Raw genomic sequence first — 19,423 nt, 5'->3', positions numbered from 1 at the left:
GGTGTATTTGTAATTAATTGGGTGTGTTGGGATTTTCTTAGAAAATACGTGTCATTTATATCCATTTTGATTGGATGTGAATTCACCAGAAGGGATTAACTTTTATCCAAAAACCCTAACTCAATTTTTAACCCTTTAATTTTTTTGCGTAAGGTATTTCGATTGAGGCCCAAGATATGTGCGGCTCTTAATTGATTACCTTTTGTTGCTTTTAATGTTTCTGTAATAAGGGGAATTTCAACCTCTTGGAGAACTTGCGCATAAAGCCCTGAGCCATAATCATGGTCGCCATGAAGGTCAAAATAGTGTTTTATAAATCGCTCAACGGCGAGCCTGAGGCCACCTTCTGGTAAAGTGGAAAAATGTGTTGTCGGTTTCATAAACTCCTTTCTTGACTCTCGAGGAGAGGATCAAAATATGACTGAATTAAATCTCGAACGTTTTGGGGAAGTGCTGCTTGATTCACAGCCACCCGAAAGTCAGCAGAAGACGGAAGGCCTTTAGAATACCACGCCATGTGCTTCCTTGCCATGCGAATACCTGTCTCTTCGCCATAATGCAACATCATATCATCAAAATGTGCCAACATTATGTCTTTTTTTTCCGAAAGTCCGGGGTCGGGAAGTTTCTCACCTGTTTTTAAATAATGATCAATTTGATTTAAAAACCAAGGACGGCCATAGGCGCCGCGTCCTACCATCACACCATCAGCGCCAGATTGTTTGAGAAGATTTTGGGCGTCTTCTTCTGTGACAACATCTCCATTTCCAATCACGGGAATTTTCACGGCATCTTTTACACTTTGAATAAAGGACCAATCCGCACGGCCATTATACAGTTGGCAGCGCGTGCGACCATGAATGGTAATCATTTGAACACCTAAGTCTTCAGCGATTTTGGCCAAACGGGGGGCGTTGCGATTTTTATCATCCCATCCTGTTCGCATTTTTAACGTCACGGGGACATTCACAGCTTTGACAGTCGCTTCCAAAATTTTGGCGGCAAGAGTTTCATCCCGCATGAGTGATGATCCCGCATGACCATTGACGACCTTTTTAACAGGACACCCCATATTAATATCAATGATCTGGGCTCCACGATCGACATTGAGTTTTGCAGCCTCACCCATGACTTCAGGTTCGCACCCAGCAAGTTGTACGGACATGGGGAATTCCTCAGGAACATGGGAGGACATTCGTAAAGATTGGCGGGTAAGACGAATCATAGCTTGGCTGGCGATCATCTCAGAAATCACAAGAGAGGCTCCATGCGCTTTGACAAGCCTACGAAATGGCATATCAGTCACACCAGACATCGGCGCTAAAATGACGCGTCCTTTAAGATTGATATTTCCAACTTGAATTGTCATTTTAAAAATACACCTTATGAATACGTGAAAAAACTACACATTCTCTAATTTCAAAGCAAGTTTTTTATCGTGTAGGAGTTCATATAGTTAACCGCTGACACAGTTAGTTGAACACTCTCATGCGATCAGCCACACGGCGATCTCTTTCTTTACTGTGCTGAAATTCTAGATCTTGTTTTTCTTTATTTGTCAGTTCAATTTTCATGCCTTGTTTATACATAAAATTTTATTGAATTACAAAGGTTGTTTCGTTCACTCCTCTGATTAATAAGGCTTCTTCATTTCCGAGCGGTATAGAAAGAGAGTGTTGCTAATTTTTCATAGTGATGCTTGTTTGCCCCCGGCTTCAAACCGGGGGCTTATTTTTAATTTCCCACTTTTTTGTTTCGTGCGTTACGATTAAACAGCACTTGATCATCAGAAAGGTGGAATCCTAAAATTACTTTCAGATTTTCGTATCCGGAAAGAGGGATTTTCTCTTCAATCCGTTCGAGAGAAATTTTGTTGGATTTTTTCTCATCCAAATCGATTCGCACTTGATGATCAGAGGCTTTGAGAATCCTATCTTGCCCGTCCACAACGGCTACAAAATAAGAGACATTACCATGAAGAGGCTTTGTAGAGCCGGCTTTCCGAAAGCTTGTCATACGCAACACCATGTCAATTTCAATAGCTTTCTTCATTATGTCGCATTTGGGACGAACGCTGTCCATTTCAGTTCGAAGCAATGGCGCCCCGCCTTCAGGATCAAACATAACCGCCTTATTAAGGTCAGAGGCAATCACAATTTTAGGGCATTTGATTTCAGAAGCCGTTTCAGTCGTACATCCTGAAAGAACGCTTAAAAGGCAAAGAGATAAGAGTTTTTTCATAGGTTAATCTCCAAGATCGCTATGGGATCCATCACAAAAAGGGGGATTTTTTGTGGCCTTGCAGCCACAAAGCCAGACTTTACCAGAAGCTTCTGCTGTAAAGCACTGAGATTTCATACCCGAGCCTTTGTGCGCACCATCACAAAAAGGCTGCTTTTCACTAAGCCCACAGGTGCACCAATAGTAAGATTTTCCTGCCTCAACGTCGATTTCATAAGGGGACGCTTGCGCACAATGGGGAACTTGCATGAGATAATCCTTTCAATTATGTTTTGAAACGTAGTCTAAGAATTGTCTCTCGACAAGAGGGCAGAAGCCGTTCAAATTGCCGTCATGAAAAAAGATCACACTGACGTTGTTGAAATTTATACAGACGGCGCCTGCCGCGGCAATCCTGGCCCGGGAGGATGGGGTGCACTTTTACGTTACAAAGGCGTTGAAAAAGAACTCTCCGGCTTTGAAACACGTACCACCAACAACCGCATGGAACTTATGGCCGCCATCCGCGCCATTGAAGCCATGAAAAAACCTACACGTATTGAGCTTTATACGGATAGCCAATATGTCAAAAAAGGGATGTCGGAATGGATTTCTGGCTGGAAAGCCAAAGGCTGGAAGAACAGCAAAAAAGAACCCGTTGCCAATGCAGATTTGTGGCAGGAATTAGAGGCACTTTCTCAAAACCACACCATCTCTTGGCATTGGGTGAAAGGTCATTCCGGCCATCCTGAAAACGACCGCGTCGATCAATTGGCAAATGAAGCCATTGATCTGGGGTTAGAGACCTTGGCACACCACACTTGAGCTTTTTTCAGAAACCCGAATTGTGATTTATTTGAACTTCTTCCCTAAATCGTTTATGACATAAAGATACCTCAACACTTCTATTGATTTTCTATGCAAGAATTTATTCAAACTTGGGGATATGTGGCTGTCTTTTTGGGTTCTCTCATTGAAGGGGAGTCTGTGATTTTAACGGCCGGCTTTTTGGCGCATCAGGGATATTTATCCCTTCCAAAAATCATCATGATTTCATTCATAGGCACGCTCATTGCGGACCAACTCCTTTATTTTCTAGGCAGATCTTATGGCGAGCGCGTGCTTGATAAATTCCCAAAATTGAGGGAAAAGGCTGAACGTGCATTTAAACTTCTCCATAAATGGGATGCCATTTTTATGATGAGTTTTAGATTCATTTATGGGATTCGTATCATCAGCCCCGTTGTCATTGGAATGAGCGGAATTCCGCCCAAGCGCTTTGCAATTTATAATGTCCTGGCCGCAGCCGTCTGGGCGATTCTCAGCTGTTCAGCAGGATATTTTCTAGGCCATCTTTTTATGGATCAATTGGATCAGATGCCAAAAATTATTTTAGGCATGGCCATTGGCGCAGGTGCGGTGATTTACCTTTATTTTCATTTTCGAAAGAAGAAATCCTTGCCAAAGGTCTAAACTTCTCTTAACTTTTTTTCTTTCAATGAGGAATCTTTCAATGTCCGGATCTGATCATCGTTTTTATGTCACTTGGGAAGAATTTTATCGCGATGCGCGAGCTCTAGGATGGCGCCTTAAAGACACAGCCAAATGGCGAGGTATGATTGCCATTACGCGCGGTGGATTAGTGCCCTCTGCCATTGTAGCCCGCGAAATTGGGGTTCGCTTGATTGATACACTATGTATTGCCAGTTATGGCGATGAAGACGATCAACAGGTTGATGCAGAAACTCTCAAAATTCCTCAAATTGACCATGATGGCGAAGGGTGGCTCATCATTGACGATCTTTCAGATACAGGAAAAACCGCCAAAATTGCGCGGCGTCTTTTTCCCAAAGCTCACATTGCAGCTATCTATGCCAAGCCTCTGGGCAAGGACGCTATCGATAGCTATATGACGGAAGTTTCTCAAGATACATGGATTGTCTTTCCTTGGGAGGAATAATAAGGCAAACTTACTTTCATGATGCCTCATAAAAATTCTAAATTTTCTGATCGAACGCTTATAAGACTTCTCGGCTTTTTGTGGCCGGAAGACTCTCGTATGCTCAAATTCAGATTTTTAATCGCATTAAGCGCCCTTGTGATTTCCAAATTCACAGGCCTTGCCATCCCTCTTGTTTTTAAAAGGGTCGTGGATGAATTGGGCGCTGTTTCAACCCAAGCCTGGTTGGGATTTCCTCTCCTCCTTCTTTTGGGCTATGGCATCTTTCGGATTTTAACAGCGTTTTTTAATGAGCTCAGAGTTGCTGCATTTGCCCCTGTCGAGCAACAAGCCATGCGCACCATTGGTGTGAAAGTCTTCGCCCACCTTCAGGATTTAAGCCTGCGATTTCATCTTGATCGCAGAACAGGCGGATTAAGCCGTGCCGTTGAGCGTGGTGTTAAAGCCATTGAGACATTTTTATGGTTTACCGTAAGCGCTTTCCTCCCCGCATTCCTCGAGCTTGTTTTTGTAACCATTGCCATGTGGTTTTTGTACGATTGGATTTACGCCCTGATTTCATTTGCGACAATCATGTCCTATATCCTTTTCACGTTTCTTTTCACGGAATGGCGGGCAAAAATCCAAAGACAATTGAATACCTTGGATTCTCAAGGCAATGCCCGCGCGATTGATGCCCTTTTAAATTATGAAACGGTAAAATATTTTACCAACGAGTCCCACGAAATTCGAGAATTTGAAAAACTTGCCCGCGGGTATGAAGCAATTGCCACAAAAAGCAAGTACGCCTTAGCCTTCCTGAACTTTGGGCAAGGAATGATCGTCGCCGTAGGGCTCACCCTCATTATGATTTTGGCAGCTTATGATGTGAGCTTGAAAATTTTAACCGTGGGTGATTTTGTTCTTGTGAACACTTACCTTTTACAAGCCTTTCTACCTTTAGGATTCATTGGATTTGCGTATCGCGAAACAAAGCAAGCCCTCATTAATATGGAGGAAATGTTTTCCCTTCTGGATCAAGCCTCTGAAGTTCAAGATGCTAAAAATGCAAAAGATTACGTTTTCAAAGGAGGAAAAATTGAATTTCGCAATGTGGGGTTTGCCTACAATCCCAATCGCACCATTTTAAAAGATGTTTCCTTTACGGTTCCTTCTGGCAAAACATTGGCAATTGTGGGGGAGAGTGGCGCTGGAAAATCAACCATTTCAAGACTTCTCTTCCGTTTTTATGATGTAACAAAGGGCCAAGTTTTGATCGATGATCAAAACATCCGAAAGATAACACAAAAAAGTTTGCGTCAAGCCATTGGAATTGTTCCTCAAGATACAGTCCTTTTTAATGACACCATTTATTACAATATTGCCTATGGCAACCCCACAGCCACAACCGAACAAATTGAAGAGGCTGCCAAAGCTGCCCAAATTCACGCCTTCATTCAAAAGCTTCCTGAAGGATATCAAACGCTCGTGGGGGAGCGAGGCCTCAAGCTCTCAGGCGGGGAAAAACAACGGGTAGCCATTGCAAGAACGCTTTTGAAAAAACCCTATATCTTTATGTTTGATGAAGCCACATCCGCACTTGATTCCCATACGGAAAAAGAAATCCAAACCTGCCTTCAAAGTATTTCGTCTCGCCACACAACCCTCATCATTGCCCACAGACTGTCCACCATCATCCATGCCGATGAGATTCTGGTGATGTCAGAAGGTCAAATTGTTGAGCGCGGATCTCATAAAGATCTTCTTCATGTAAAGGGGCTTTATGCGGAAATGTGGAAACGTCAACAGCACGAAGAAAAACTGCAAGAGCTCATTCAGCAGTAATACAATTTTAAAGCACTACTGAAAAACAACTTTTCAAAGGGGAGAAAGTTCACCTATTGTAAAAATCTTGTAAACTTAAAGAGATAGGTGCTCACATGCGTAAGGTTCTTGTAATATCGTTAGTTGCGATTTTGTCCCCCAGTTTTCTCAAGGCAGATCCTCCCAAAATCGTAAGAGAAAAAGATCAACTAACTGTTTCTTGGAAATCACCCTCCAATTTTCTTTTTCAAACAGTTTCTGAGAAAGAAAAAGAAGCGGCCCTAAATCTGATTCTCAATGCTCCTTTTAAAGAAGGTCTTCCTGATACAGAAGAAACAAAACTTAATAATTGGTGGAAAAACCAACATGAATCCCGCATTTCAGGGGCAACAACAAATGCACATCATTTGTACTCTGTAAAAAACAAAGAAGACAAAGTCATCGGGGTTATCCATTTGGGTCGGATGCCCGTTTTTGGTGCGGCCCCTTCATTTCCATACGATCCTTTAAAACATTCGGAAATTTTGGATCATTGGATTTCTATGGGTGTTGCAAAAAAGAAAGATACTAACGGGTCTTTTGAATACACCAATCTCGAGCGTGTTAAGAATTCAGGCATTGCAACAATACTTCCTGTTTTTGCAGAAGGTGTTTTAGATGAGTCCAAAGTCGAAACTTTAAAAGCTGCATTTGAATTTGCCCATGAACTTTCAAAATCAGACGAACTTCTTCCTCGGGAAAGAAAAGTTGACGCTCCAGACTGGGAACAAGCCAAGGCCACGTGGGCTTTCAACTTGGTTGATCCCAAAGATCCGATTCTTCCTTTTTATGAAAAATCTGGATTTTCAGTTGTTAAGGGAGAGTGGATCAGTAAGTTTTACGATAAAGATCGAGTGATCGTTGAAGTCAAACTTTAGCACTTGAGCAAAATAACCCAAGGTCGTCACCCGCAAGCTTAGGGTGGCGACATTGAGGCGACACTTTCTTCAAAGAACATATGGCGCTTTTTCAAGAGATTCGATATGATATTGTCAAAGAGGGACAAACTCATGAAAATCGATACAACCTCACAGATTCGCCGCACCGCTGGAAAATCAGGTGTCAAATCTAAAGCACCAGCAGATGGTACTTTTGCCGATAATTTAAGCATCACAGAGACGCCCCTTCCTCAAGAAATTGTGGATATTTCTTCACTTTCGGCCATGCCTGGGCTTTTATCCATCCAGGAATTTCCTTCTCTTTCTCCTGAAGATCGCAAGCATATTTTAAACTCTGAGAAAATCTTAAACAATCTCGATGCACTTCAATTGGCTTTAATTTCGGGAAAAATTTCCGCATCAACTCTTGAAAGTCTTAAAAATAATATCGGGGAAGAGTGGAAGACTTCTCAGGATCCCCAACTCAAAAGTTTACTCGAGGAAATTGAAATTCGGGGGGCCGTGGAGCTCGCAAAACTCGAGAGGGCCTCATGATACTCATCTCCCCCTCCCTTCTCTCCGCAGATTGGAGCTGCTTTGGAGAAGAAGTTACTGCACTTGAAAAAGCGGGCGCGGATTGGATTCATGTTGATGTCATGGACGGTCATTTTGTCCCCAATATCACTTTTGGATCCAGACTCGTGAAAGCCATCCGTCCCTTTACAACGCGCCCTTTGGATGTCCACCTCATGATTGCACCTGTAGATCCTTATATTGAAGCCTTTGTTGAGGCGGGGGCGGATATTCTCACCCTTCATCCTGAAGCCGGATTTCATCCCCACAGAAGCCTTCAGCACATCCGAAAATTGGGTCTTAAAGCAGGACTTGCCCTCAACCCCGGAACACCCGTTCAAATGCTCGAACCTCTTTTAGAGGAAGTTGATCTTATCCTTGTCATGACAGTCAATCCCGGCTTTGGAGGCCAAACCTTTTTAGACTCCCAACTCCCAAAAATCGAAGCTGTCCGCAAGATGATTGATTATAAGGGCCTTGATATTCTCCTTGAGGTTGATGGTGGCATTACAGCCGAAACTGCAAAAAAATCCCGCGAGGCCGGTGCCCACGTTTTGGTTTCAGGTACCTCTATTTTTAAAGACGGCCCTCAAAGTTATGCCAAAAATATTCAAAGCCTGAGATAATTCAATATAATTGATCACACTCTTGACGCGCTTTAAATCTCAGCGCATATCTTATAGCGTATCTGATCTAAGAGGATTTTTGATGATGAAACGTACCTTTTTATTTTTAAGTTTATTACCCCTTTTGACGTCCTGTTCCAGTGACTATGACAAGGAAGAACTCAAAGCTGAAAACCGCGAAGATCGAGTTTATCGCGGCCTTGGAAAACTTATGGGCGATGAGACCTTTACCTTTGGAGGACCTAAGAAAAAAGAAGACGAAGAAACGGGTTTGGGTGTTAATAGCTTTCTTTGGCGTGCGTCTTTAGACACCATTTCTTTCATGCCTCTTGTCTCTGCTGATCCTTTTGGTGGCGTCATTATCACGGACTGGTATTCTCCAACAGCCACCCCTGATGAGCGCTTTAAAATGACTATTTACATCCTTGACCGCCAATTGCGCTCCGATGGCCTTCGAGTTTCTATCTTTAAACAAACGCGAGACAAATCAGCACATTGGGTTGATCAAGCTGTAGACAAAAAAACAACACAAGATCTTGAGAATGGCATTTTAGTTCGTGCACGCCAGTTGCGTTCTCGTACAGGAAAATAAAGCCCAGACGACAAAGGACTCACAATGGCCCAGCCTTATAATTTCCGAGAAGTGGAACGCAAATGGCAAGAGACTTGGGAGAAATCCCAAGTTTTTAAAGCCCAAGACATCTCTGAAAAACCAAAATATTACGTTCTTGAAATGTTCCCCTACCCTTCTGGAAAACTCCACATGGGTCACGTTCGGAATTATATTTTAGGCGATGTTTTGGCGCGTTATAAGCGGGCCTTAGGCTTTAATGTCCTTCATCCCATGGGCTGGGATGCCTTTGGACTCCCTGCAGAAAATGCAGCCATTCAAAATAATATCCATCCCAAAACTTGGACCCTTGAAAATGTGCGCGTCATGCGTTCTGAACTTCAAGCCATGGGAGCCTCATATGATTGGAGTCGTGAGATCCTCAGCTGCTCTCCCGAATATTATCAGCATGAGCAAAAAATATTCCTCGATTTTTTGAAAGCTGGGCTCGCTTACCGGAAGGAATCCTACGTCAATTGGGATCCTGTTGAGGGCACTGTTTTGGCCAATGAGCAAGTTATTGATGGAAAAGGCTGGCGATCAGGGGCTCCCGTTGAACGTCGAAAACTCTCCCAATGGTTTTTAAAAATCACGGACTTTGCTGATGAGCTTTTAAAAGATCTCGATGATCTTGATCAATGGCCCGATCAAGTCCGCTTGATGCAACGCAATTGGATTGGAAAATCCCAAGGGGCACACCTCTTTTTCAAAACCAATGAAACTGCTGAAGATATCGAAGTTTTTACAACTCGTCCCGACACCCTTTTTGGAGCTTCATTTATTGGTCTTGCCCCCGATCATCCTCTCGTGGAAAAACTCTCCCGCAATAATCCTGCTCTCAAAACTTTTGTTGCGGAATGCCACGCCGCAGGTACCAGTACTCGCGATCTTGAGACCGCAGAAAAACGGGGATTTAATACAAATCTCACCGTTCAAAATCCTTTCAAACCCGATCAATCTTTACCTGTTTATGTGGCAAACTTCATTTTGATGGATTATGGCACAGGTGCCATTTATGGATGCCCCGCCCATGACCAACGGGATTTTGAATTTGCCACAAAATATCGCCTCCCCATTGTGCCCGTCGTCTTACCTGACGGTGAAAATCCAGAAACTTTTTCCCTTCAAGGCGAAGCTTACACAGGCGATGGCACCCTTTTTCATTCTGAATTTTTAAATAATCTCTCCGTTCCCGAAGGCATAGAAACAGCCATTGGCAAACTTGAATCTTTGGGGGCAGGCAAACGTCAAACCGTTTATCGTCTCCGTGATTGGGGCATTTCCCGTCAACGCTATTGGGGGTGCCCAATCCCAATCATTCATTGCCCAACCTGTGGAATCTTGCCCGTTCCTGAAGATCAACTTCCTGTGACTCTTCCCGATGATGTCAATTTTGACCGCCCAGGAAATCCCCTTGCTCATCATCCGACCTGGAAGCATGTGAATTGTCCCGAATGCGGGAGACGCGCGGAACGCGAAACGGACACATTTGATACTTTCATGGAATCCTCTTGGTATTTTGCCCGTTTTTGCTCCCCTCATTCTAAAATAGCCTTTGAGGCCGATAAAGCCAATTATTGGCTACCAGTCGATCAATACATTGGCGGGATTGAGCATGCCATTTTGCACCTTCTCTATTCTCGTTTTTACACAATGGCACTTAAAAAATGCGGATATCTTTCGGTCTCTGAGCCTTTTAAAGCACTGATGACCCAAGGCATGGTGTGTCACGAAACTTATCGCGATGAATCTGGTTCTTGGCTTTATCCAACAGAAACCACTACAAATGATCAAGGTAAAGTCATTAAGATTAGTGATGGCTCTCCTGTCAAAGTGGGGCGCTCTGAAAAAATGAGTAAGTCCCGAAAAAATTTAGTAGCCGCCGAAACCATCATTGATGATTATGGCGCGGATTGCGCACGCCTCTTCATGCTTTCCGATAGTCCTCCCGAGCGTGACCTTGAATGGACGGACAGCGGCATTGAAGGTAGCTGGCGTTTTATGAATCGCCTTTGGAAACTCATAAATCACCCACTGGTAAACGAATATAAAGCTGCGCTAAGATCTGCCAAACCTGATGCGTTTTGTGATTCTGCACTTAAATTACGAGGTCAAGTTCACAAGACTATCAAAGACGTCTCCAGCGACATTGAAAAGTTCCACTACAATAAATGTATGGCACGCTTGCGTGAACTCATGAACGCGATTGAAGCTTTTGACTGTCAAGACTCAAACGATCATTGGGCCCTTGGCGAAGCTGTTAGAACGCTCATTCAAATTATGGCACCTGCCCTGCCCCACATGGCTGAGGAGCTTTGGTCTCAGCTTGGCTTTCAAACCCTTCTGACGACAGAATCCTGGCCCCAGGTGGATATCTCCCTCCTTGTGGATAATCTCATCACACTACCGATACAAGTGAATGGGAAAACGCGCACAACTATTGAGATTCATCCCGAAATGCCTGAAGTTGATATCAAAGCTCATATCTTGACCTTGGCTGCTATTAAATCACACACTCAAGATAAACCTCTTAAGAAATTCATCTATGTTCCGAGGAAGATCGTCAATGTCCTTGTCTAAAACCCTGAGAGCTCTCTCCGTTCTTGCGATTTCACTTCTTTCTGGATGTGGATTTCGTCCGCTCTATGGCCCTCAACTCAAAACCACACAAGACTTATCCAATATTAAAGTGATGATCATTGCCGATCGTGATGGGCAAAATCTCAGAAATCACCTTTTAGATCTCTTGAATCCTTATGGTGTACCTTGCCATCCTGAATATATTTTAGACACAAAACTCACAACTGGATCCGTTGAAGTGGGTGTGAGACGTGATGCCACCACCAGCCGTAAGGAGCTTGTCGCAACAGCCTTTTTGAATCTTCGCAATATTGAATCTGGACAAATTGTTCTTACAAAAGTATTAACTTCCAAAAATACATACACAGCTATGGATACGAATTATTATACCAACGTTGTCACCGAAGATTATGCGAAAGAGGAGGCAATTCGCGATCTTTCCTATAAAATTCAATTGATTTTAGCTGAATACTTCGGCAATCAAACCCCATGAAAATTTCCTTTGATCGCCTGTTTAAATCGCAACTTTCAGGAATCACTACTTATATTCTTTATGGAAATGACGAAAGTGTTATTGAAAGGGCTTTATCCTATTTAAAGCAAGCTTATGAAAAAACTCACGTTATTCAATTTTTGGATGCCCCAGGATCTATTCATGACAATGAACCCTCCTTATTTCAGAGCGCCCCTCGACCCACACTCTCGGTCATAAAAACATCTTCAGAAAAAGTAATTCAATCCGCATTCCCTCAAGGATCGAATATTGCAATCTTCATTGCACCCAATTTGCGAGCCAAATCTTCCCTAGTGATGGCCTCTCAATCCCAAAGTGATCTTTGCACAATTTCTTGTTATGAATGCGCATTAATTCCTGAAGAATTGATGTTTATGGCAACCTCCAAAGGTCTCACTCTCAGCCAAACGCAGCTAAGATCCCTTTACACGACTTTTAAATTAGATTTTGAAGGGCTTTCTAATATCTTATTCGTCTTAGCGCTTTATGAAAGCTGTGATGAGGAAGAGTTTAAAGCCCTCATAGAATCCATTTCTCACAAAGGCCCTCTCTCTCTTCTTCTCCCAGCGATTTTCGAGAAAAATATCAAGGCTTTTGATCGAACTTCCGAATCGGAATTTGAGCCTGAAACCATGATTCCTCTCTTGAGATCACTTGCACGTAGTTTTGAGATTTTACTTTCTCAAAAAGCCGGTCTTTCAACACCACCTTATCCTATTTTTTTTAAGGACCAACCCTTATTCCAAGGCGCCCAAAGAAATTGGTCTCTGCCCCAAATCCAAGAGATACTGAAGACCTTATTACGCCTTGAAAACGATGTGAAGTTTAAACATATCGACCCACACATCATCCAACAAAGTATCCGACCTTATCTTCAGTCGGAATCCCATTAAACTTTTGGATGAGAGCATCGAGGTCCTGAGCATCCCGATAGTAAATCTTAATTTCCCCGCCTGTTCCTCGTGATTTCAGCTCTGTTGTATGCCCCAATAACGTTGAGAGGTAACTTTCCAAAGCTATCAAATCTTCATTCCTGTGCGTATCAGAATTAGTCCCTGGCCTAGGTTTTGTATTAGGTTTCATCTCTGTTTCTGCGGCACGAACACTTAAACCTTCGGTTACAATCTTTTCGGTCAAATCCTCAGGATTTTCCGCAGCCAAAATTGCGCGCGCATGACCTGCTGTAATTTTTCCATCAATCAAAAGTTGTTTAGCCTCAGTGGGAAGCTTTAAGAGCCTTAATGTATTGGCGATGTGACTTCGGCTTTTCCCAATAATTTCAGAGAGATTTTCTTGTGTATAATTATATTTTTCCATCAATTGTTGATAGCCTTCGGCCTCTTCAATGGCATTTAAATCTTGCCGTTGAATATTTTCAAGAAGAGCAATTTCAAGACGTTCGCTGTCTGTAATATCTTTAACAACCACAGGAATTTGGGTCAAACCTGCAATTTTGGCTGCCCGATACCGTCTTTCACCCGCAATAATTTCATACTGGGCGGCAATTGTGGGGTGTTTTCTGACCAAAATTGGCTGCAAGACACCACGGCTTTTGATAGAAGCTGCCAATTGAATAATTTCGTCTTCATCAAAAAATTTACGTGGCTGATCCGGGCACGGGACAATCTCCTGAAGTGAAACTTCATTTGTCGGTGTCAGTCTTGGAGTATCTTCTGCAAATGATGTGTCTTCATTCTCAGGACCCAAAAGGGCTGCAAGTCCTCGACCGAGAACTCTTTTTTTGGTCGTATCTTCAATCATGCTGCTAACAATGCTCCTTGTCGTCTCAATATTTCTTTTGCGAGTTGGATGTAAGCCTGGGATCCCACGCACTTCATATCATAAAGAAGAACGGGTTTTCCAAATGAAGGTGCTTCCGCAACACGAACATTTCTGGGGATATATGTATTAAAGACCCGTGATCCCAAATGACTTCTGACATCTTGTGCAACCTGAGCACTCAAGGTGCTCCGCGTGTCGTACATCGTAAGAATAATCCCCATTAACTCCAATTGAGGATTTAGATTTTTCTTTACCCGCTGAAGTGTATTTAACAACTGGCTTAATCCCTCAAGGGCATAATATTCACATTGGAGAGGAACAAGCAAGGAATTTGATGCCACTTGGGCATTTAAAGTTAAAAGTCCTAAGGAGGGCGGGCAATCAATCAAGACGTAATCATATTTATGTGACAAAGATTTCAAGGCTTTTTTAAGCTGTAACTCTCGATTTTCCATAGGCACCAATTCAATCTCAGCCCCTGACAAATCAGGAGAGGCTGGAAGAACAGAAAGTCCAGGAATGGCCGTTTTTTGAACTGCAAAATCAGCTCGCACATCCCCCATTAAAACTTCATAGGTGCCATGTCCTCGTTTTAAAGAAATTCCAAATCCTGTTGTAGCATTTCCTTGAGGGTCCAAATCCACAACAAGGACTTCTTTTCCCACAGCGGCAAGAGCTGTTGCCAGATTAATTGTTGTTGTTGTTTTACCCACCCCCCCTTTTTGGTTTACGACGGCAACGATTTCCATGGTCTATCCTTCTTTTTTCTTGAGATTTTTGATTTGAATTATAACACCTTCAGAATGCGTAGAACTGTGAAAAATTTCAAGGTCAAATTTCCATTTTTTTTCTGCGTCCTCAATTTCTTCTTTAAAACCTCGACCCTTTAAAAACAAAAATTGAGTCCCATCATGACTTAAAGGTTCAGAGTATTTCAAAAGATCAATCAAGGGAGCTAAAGCACGCGCGGTAATAAGATCATATTTGGATTCATTTCCCAAATTTTCAATGCGTACATTCAAAATCGTCACGGGTGTTTTTGTTTCACGTGAAACATTTTTCAGAAATTCGCATTTACGTTGATCACTTTCAACAAGTGTTGTTTGAAGTCGCGATGATGCGATAGCAAGAACGAGTCCCGGAAAACCGGCCCCAGATCCCAAATCTAGATGAGAAGTTAAGTCTTCTGAAATATAATCTAAAAGTTGAAGTGAGTCCTTAAAATGACGATTCTCGAGATCTTTAATTGTTTCACGTGAAACAAGATTAATCGCCTTTTGCCATTTCAAAAGAAGAACTTTATAAATTTGAAAACGATCCATTGTTTCACGTGAAACAATTTGAGTCATCAGGAATTCATAGAATCAAAAAAGTCATTGTTAGTTTTGGTAGTACGTAATTTATCAAGGAGAAATTCCATTCCATCCACAACACCCATAGGCATCAAGACACGACGCAAGATCCACATTTTTGAAAGAACTTCAGGAGAGACCAAAAGCTCCTCCTTACGGGTTCCTGATTTTGTAATATCAATCGCAGGAAACGTTCTTTTGTCCGAAAGTTTCCGATCCAAAATAATTTCTGAGTTACCGGTTCCTTTGAACTCCTCAAAGATAACCTCATCCATGCGCGACCCTGTATCCACCAATGCGGTTGCAATAATTGTGAGAGACCCCCCCTCTTCAATATTGCGGGCTGCCCCTAAAATACGCTTAGGACGCTGCAAAGCGTTCGCGTCCACACCACCCGTTAAAACCTTACCCGATGAGGGAACAACAGTGTTGTAAGCGCGCGCCAAACGCGTAATGGAGTCAAGAAAAATTACAACATCTCTTTTTTGCTCTACCAAACGTTTAGCTTTTTCAATAACCATTTCAGCGACTTGAACGTGTCGGCTTGCAGGCTCATCGAATGTTGAGCTAATGACCTCTCCTTTAACGGAGCGGGACATATCCGTCACTTCTTCAGGGCGCTCATCAATCAAAAGAACCATTACAATAACTTCAGGATGATTTTTGGCAATAGCATTGGTGATCGATTGCATCATCATAGTCTTACCAGTCCGGGGAGGGGCCACGATTAAAGCGCGCTGCCCTTTTCCTAAAGGCGAAACCAATTCAATAACTCGGGGGATAAGATCTTTAATGGTTGGATCTTCATATTCTAATTTGAGTTTTTCAGTAGGAAAAAGGGGGGTGAGGTTATCAAAATTGATACGATGACGCAATTGTTCAGGATCGTCACCATTAACTTTATTGACCTTCAAGAGTGCAAAATAACGCTCGCCATCCTTAGGTCCACGAATTTCACCATCCACCGTATCTCCAGTGCGAAGCCCAAACTTACGAACTTGGCTCGGGGAAACATAAATATCATCAGGTCCCGCTAAATAATTGGATTCTGTCGATCTTAAAAAGGCAAATCCATCTTGAAGAACCTCAACCACACCTTCTGCAAAAATCGGGATGTCACGCTCAGCCAATTTTTTCAAAATGGCAAACATGATTTCTTGTTTGCGCAATGTGCTTGTGTTTTCAACTGCAAGTTCCTCAGCAAAGACGAGGAGTTCAGAAGGAGATTTCCGTTTCAGATCGTGTAAATTCAATGATTCCATGGATTTTCGGAGGGTTCTTTCAGATGTGATACCCCACCATTTACATGAGTTTTCAAAAAAAGCAAGTGAAATCTAAAAAGGTTTGAAAATAACCAGAAAAACAATCCCAATTAAAAGGACAAAAGGCACCTCATTCAAAAGTCTGAAAAACTTTTCCGAATAGGGGGGATGACCCTGAGAAAACTCCCTTGCGCATTTGGACATAAATCCCTGAAGCCCAGCAAGGCCCAAAACCAAAAGAAATTTTACCGAAAACCAATGCTGGTGAAAATCAACAACTCCAGGCACGCAGACCAAAAGAAGACCTAATGTAAAAACTGCAATCATCGAAGGGATCATAATGATTTTCAAAAGCCTTCGCTCCATCATCGAAAACGTCTCATAAGCTTGTGTTTGTGGCTCAAAACGATGATGATAGGCCAAAAGACGGGGAAGATACAAAAGACCCGCCATCCAAGCCACAAACGCAAGGATGTGGAGGGCTCTCAGGAGATGATAATTCTCCAGAAGAAAGTCTTGAAACATATCATTAACTCCTTTTACAAAATGGAGGGCATTCTTTTTGGCCACACTTTTGAAATGTTTGAGGGCAACTGAAAATCGGTGTGTTTCCACTCATCAAATCGTAAAGACCTTGAATAAAAGAGGAATCTGTAGAGACAGTAGGAACTCTGTAATAACCTGGAGCTCCTTCCGTTTCCGCCAATTGTCCATACATTTGATCCAACTCATAAAGTGTTTCTGAATGCTCAGACACAAATGCGATGGGAACCATAATAATAGGTTTTTTGGCACGCGCAGCCGCTTTCAAAACCTCTTCTGTGTAGGGTTTAATCCAAGGAAGCGGACCCACCCGAGATTGATAAGAAACTATCCAGTCCAAGTCAGAAATGTTAAGTTTTTCAACAATGGCTTGGGCTGTCTTTTCCACCTGCATCTGGTAAGGGTCCCCCGCTTTAATGACCTTTTCAGGAAGACCGTGAGCGGAGAGGATTAGATAAGGTTTTCCATGACGTTCTGCCTCAGCATAAATTTCTTGAATCTTTGAGACGATGGGATCAATAAAACCAGAAAGGGTGGGATAACAACACACGGCTCGTGTTTGGGGATGCCAGTTAAATTTTTCCTCAAGAGCGCGCCACATCTCGAGGGCTGAACCTGTTGTTGTTGTGGAATATTGAGGATAAAGGGGCAGTAAAATTACCTCTTGCGGATTCAGTTTTCGAACCTCTTCAAATACGACCTCTGTACGCGGAAAAGCATGACGCATAGCCACAAACACTTGAGTTTCTGGATCAAGCAGTTGTGAAAGAGCGTCTCTTTGTTTGAGCGTTTCCTCGTAAAGGGGCGATTTTCCGCCTAAACTTTCATAAATATGGCTTGCTTCTTGAAGACGCCGCGAGGAAATCAGCTTGGCTAAGGCCCAACGAAAGGGGTTGGGAAAATTGATGATCGCCTTGTCATAAAAGAGGGAAAACAAAAATGGCCCCACTTCCGCCATAGACGTTGGCCCCCCTAAATTGAGGAGGACAACAACCCGTTTTATTTGAGATCCCTGACCCATGTGACTAATTTCTCGACGTTTTCGATGGGAGTTTCCGGTTTAATACCATGCCCCAAATTAAAAATATAGGGGCGAGATCGAAAATCACGGTGAATATTTTGAATGTTTTCAAAAAGCCTGTCCCCACCTTGAATTAAAATGTCTGGATCTAAATTACCCTGAAGAACGATTTCAGGTGGTGTATTTTCAACGACTTCCCTACGATTAGCCCCTTGATCCACACATAAGGCTTGGATTCCTGTTTGAACGTACTGAGGCGCCCATCCGGTCGAGCCTTTGGGAAATCCAATCACAGGAATATGGCGATTTCTGGCTTTAAATTGAGAAATGAGACGGGTTGTAGGACCTACAACCAACTCTTCAAAAAGATCACACGGAACCGCCCCAGACCAGGAATCAAAAATCTGGACAACCTGAGCGCCAGCCTTGACTTGAGCGTCAAGATAACGCGCAGAAAAATCAGAAAGTAAATTGAGAAGTTTTTTGCAATTCTCGGGCGCCTCACGGACAAACTTTAAGGCCAAAGCAAAGTCGGAGGTCTTTCCTCCCTCGATCATATAGGTCAAAACCGTCCAGGGTGCCCCACAAAAGCCGATAAGGGCTGTTTCCTCAGGAAGGTCGGCCCGCACCCCCTTGATCGCCTCAAAGACCGTTTTAAGGGCACTGAGGGACTCCTCTTGATCTTGATTAAAAAAATTCTCATCCAATGTAAGTGGTCCACATTTAGGACCTTCCCCCTTTTCAAACCAAACATTTTGACCCAACGCATGAGGTACCACAAGAATATCAGAAAAAATGATGGCCGCATCAAATCCAAAACGACGAATGGGTTGTAAAGTCGCCTCAATCGTGAGCTCAGGGGTGAAACAAAATGAGATGAAATCCGGAGACTTTTCTCGTAACGCACGATATTCAGGGAGGTAACGACCCGCCTGACGCATGAGCCACAAGGGAGGGGATTCAAGGATCCCTTGATTGTTTTGAAATATGTCCAAAAATTTCATATCACCCTCTTCCTTATTAATTATTTATTAATCTTTTGTAGTAGTAGTAGGAACCCCTGAATTGTGGGGATCAAATTTCATCCCTTTTTTATCCACACTTTCATTTTATCCACAATAGGGTTTTGAAAAGTCCTGTGAATTATGGGGATAAATTTGGAGATGAGTTATAAAAATGATTTCTATAACTCGTAACATGGAATTGGCAGTAAGAAGATTGGCCTCACTTTCGGTATAATGAAAGAGTTTTCAAAGGGGGGGGGATGACAGCTGAAAAATATATTAGTCTTGCAAAAACAACGCGTGCTACAGTTATATGCGACCTTCAAGAACTCGTGAGTTTGGTGGCTTTACAAAAATCGGGGAACGCAAATATACTTGCTATTATTAGAGTTTAGAAAATGATAAGATGAATTAAAAGTTTTAAAAATAAGGGGGGCGTAAAATGAAAAATATATCCTATATACTATTATTGATGTTAAATTTTCTTAATTATCAAGTTTCTGCATGTGGTGAGGGTTGTTCAAATAATGATGACTGTAAAAATAAACCCACTAAGGATTATTGTAATTTTTGTGATCCATTAGAGCTGAATAAATGTGTTGATTGGGAGACATATCTAAAGTCAGTTTCTGTGAAAAATTCTTCCTTTTATCCTG

General features: G+C 42.5%; 22 protein-coding genes. 11 read left to right on the top strand and 11 right to left on the bottom strand.

The features are described from left to right. Positions 1–95: 95 nt before the first annotated feature. The 4 genes from Bealeia2_RS00510 to Bealeia2_RS00495 all read right to left on the bottom strand — a co-directional run bounded on the left by Bealeia2_RS00510 (position 96) and on the right by Bealeia2_RS00495 (position 2,490). Positions 96–380 (bottom strand): helix-turn-helix domain-containing protein, encoded by a 285-nt coding sequence (locus tag Bealeia2_RS00510; protein WP_331255224.1) that lies wholly within the window; start codon positions 378–380, stop codon positions 96–98. Continuing rightward, positions 377–1,369, bottom strand: coding sequence for a tRNA dihydrouridine synthase DusB (gene dusB, locus Bealeia2_RS00505; RefSeq protein WP_331255223.1), 993 nt, complete (start codon positions 1,367–1,369; stop codon positions 377–379). Before dusB ends, Bealeia2_RS00510 begins: the two co-directional genes overlap by 4 nt. A 365-nt stretch (positions 1,370–1,734) precedes the next feature. Further along, on the bottom strand, positions 1,735–2,241 hold the full coding sequence (locus Bealeia2_RS00500) for a hypothetical protein (RefSeq protein ID WP_331255222.1): 507 nt from the start codon (positions 2,239–2,241) through the stop codon (positions 1,735–1,737). Between the two features lie 3 nt (positions 2,242–2,244). Then, a complete protein-coding gene (locus Bealeia2_RS00495) occupies positions 2,245–2,490 on the bottom strand; it encodes a CDGSH iron-sulfur domain-containing protein (protein WP_331255221.1) in 246 nt (81 codons plus the stop codon). 84 nt (positions 2,491–2,574) lie between these two features. On the opposite strand from Bealeia2_RS00495, the gene rnhA reads away from it, so the two are divergent. The 11 genes from rnhA (at position 2,575) to Bealeia2_RS00440 (ending at position 12,696) form a co-directional block, all read left to right on the top strand. Then, the gene (gene rnhA, locus Bealeia2_RS00490) at positions 2,575–3,045 is read left to right on the top strand and encodes a ribonuclease HI (protein ID WP_331255220.1); all 471 of its coding nucleotides are present in this window, start codon (positions 2,575–2,577) and stop codon (positions 3,043–3,045) included. Positions 3,046–3,138: 93 nt separating this feature from the next. Further along, the gene (locus Bealeia2_RS00485; RefSeq protein WP_331255219.1) at positions 3,139–3,693 is read left to right on the top strand and encodes a DedA family protein; all 555 of its coding nucleotides are present in this window, start codon (positions 3,139–3,141) and stop codon (positions 3,691–3,693) included. A gap of 40 nt (positions 3,694–3,733) precedes the next feature. Continuing rightward, positions 3,734–4,180 (top strand): xanthine phosphoribosyltransferase, encoded by a 447-nt coding sequence (gene gpt, locus Bealeia2_RS00480; protein ID WP_331255218.1) that lies wholly within the window; start codon positions 3,734–3,736, stop codon positions 4,178–4,180. Positions 4,181–4,279: 99 nt separating this feature from the next. Then, positions 4,280–6,004 (top strand): ABCB family ABC transporter ATP-binding protein/permease, encoded by a 1,725-nt coding sequence (locus tag Bealeia2_RS00475; protein WP_331255217.1) that lies wholly within the window; start codon positions 4,280–4,282, stop codon positions 6,002–6,004. A 95-nt stretch (positions 6,005–6,099) separates the two neighbouring features. Then, positions 6,100–6,900 (top strand): hypothetical protein, encoded by an 801-nt coding sequence (locus Bealeia2_RS00470; protein ID WP_331255216.1) that lies wholly within the window; start codon positions 6,100–6,102, stop codon positions 6,898–6,900. A gap of 132 nt (positions 6,901–7,032) precedes the next feature. Then, the gene (locus Bealeia2_RS00465) at positions 7,033–7,455 is read left to right on the top strand and encodes a flagellar assembly protein FliX (protein ID WP_331255215.1); all 423 of its coding nucleotides are present in this window, start codon (positions 7,033–7,035) and stop codon (positions 7,453–7,455) included. Beyond that, a complete protein-coding gene (gene rpe, locus Bealeia2_RS00460) occupies positions 7,452–8,099 on the top strand; it encodes a ribulose-phosphate 3-epimerase (protein WP_331255214.1) in 648 nt (215 codons plus the stop codon). Before Bealeia2_RS00465 ends, rpe begins: the two co-directional genes overlap by 4 nt. Positions 8,100–8,184: 85 nt before the next feature. After that, the gene (locus Bealeia2_RS00455; RefSeq protein WP_414437833.1) at positions 8,185–8,691 is read left to right on the top strand and encodes a DUF3576 domain-containing protein; all 507 of its coding nucleotides are present in this window, start codon (positions 8,185–8,187) and stop codon (positions 8,689–8,691) included. 24 nt (positions 8,692–8,715) lie between these two features. Then, the gene (gene leuS / locus Bealeia2_RS00450) at positions 8,716–11,289 is read left to right on the top strand and encodes a leucine--tRNA ligase (protein WP_331255212.1); all 2,574 of its coding nucleotides are present in this window, start codon (positions 8,716–8,718) and stop codon (positions 11,287–11,289) included. After that, positions 11,276–11,782 carry a hypothetical protein gene (locus Bealeia2_RS00445; protein WP_331255211.1) on the top strand — a complete coding sequence of 169 codons (507 nt, stop codon included), beginning with the start codon at positions 11,276–11,278 and terminating at the stop codon, positions 11,780–11,782. The genes leuS and Bealeia2_RS00445 overlap by 14 nt, the downstream gene beginning before the upstream one ends. Continuing rightward, complete coding sequence (locus Bealeia2_RS00440) at positions 11,779–12,696, top strand: DNA polymerase III subunit delta (RefSeq protein WP_331255210.1); 918 nt, start codon at positions 11,779–11,781, stop codon at positions 12,694–12,696. Before Bealeia2_RS00445 ends, Bealeia2_RS00440 begins: the two co-directional genes overlap by 4 nt. Here the strand turns inward: Bealeia2_RS00440 and Bealeia2_RS00435 are convergent. From Bealeia2_RS00435 to hemE, 7 genes are all read right to left on the bottom strand, one after another. Continuing rightward, positions 12,650–13,564 carry a ParB/RepB/Spo0J family partition protein gene (locus Bealeia2_RS00435; protein WP_331255209.1) on the bottom strand — a complete coding sequence of 305 codons (915 nt, stop codon included), beginning with the start codon at positions 13,562–13,564 and terminating at the stop codon, positions 12,650–12,652. The genes Bealeia2_RS00440 and Bealeia2_RS00435 overlap by 47 nt on opposite strands. Beyond that, positions 13,561–14,334 carry a ParA family protein gene (locus Bealeia2_RS00430; protein ID WP_331255208.1) on the bottom strand — a complete coding sequence of 258 codons (774 nt, stop codon included), beginning with the start codon at positions 14,332–14,334 and terminating at the stop codon, positions 13,561–13,563. The genes Bealeia2_RS00435 and Bealeia2_RS00430 overlap by 4 nt, the downstream gene beginning before the upstream one ends. A gap of 3 nt (positions 14,335–14,337) precedes the next feature. Next, positions 14,338–14,907, bottom strand: coding sequence for a 16S rRNA (guanine(527)-N(7))-methyltransferase RsmG (gene rsmG / locus Bealeia2_RS00425; RefSeq protein WP_331255207.1), 570 nt, complete (start codon positions 14,905–14,907; stop codon positions 14,338–14,340). A 26-nt stretch (positions 14,908–14,933) separates the two neighbouring features. Then, entirely contained in the window at positions 14,934–16,190 is a 1,257-nt protein-coding gene (gene rho / locus Bealeia2_RS00420; protein ID WP_331255950.1) for a transcription termination factor Rho, read from the bottom strand. 81 nt (positions 16,191–16,271) lie between these two features. Continuing rightward, positions 16,272–16,724 (bottom strand): CopD family protein, encoded by a 453-nt coding sequence (locus Bealeia2_RS00415; RefSeq protein ID WP_331255206.1) that lies wholly within the window; start codon positions 16,722–16,724, stop codon positions 16,272–16,274. A 4-nt stretch (positions 16,725–16,728) separates the two neighbouring features. Then, a complete protein-coding gene (gene hemH, locus Bealeia2_RS00410) occupies positions 16,729–17,763 on the bottom strand; it encodes a ferrochelatase (RefSeq protein WP_331255205.1) in 1,035 nt (344 codons plus the stop codon). Continuing rightward, positions 17,742–18,767, bottom strand: a complete 1,026-nt coding sequence (gene hemE / locus Bealeia2_RS00405; protein ID WP_331255204.1) for a uroporphyrinogen decarboxylase — start codon at positions 18,765–18,767, stop codon at positions 17,742–17,744. Before hemE ends, hemH begins: the two co-directional genes overlap by 22 nt. Positions 18,768–19,423 lie beyond the last annotated feature (656 nt).

The organism is Candidatus Bealeia paramacronuclearis (assembly GCF_035607555.1).
GTDB lineage: Bacteria > Pseudomonadota > Alphaproteobacteria > UBA9655 > UBA9655 > Bealeia > Bealeia paramacronuclearis.
The sequence above is the reverse complement of the archived record's forward strand: the minus strand, read 5'-3'. Positions and strand labels throughout refer to the sequence as shown.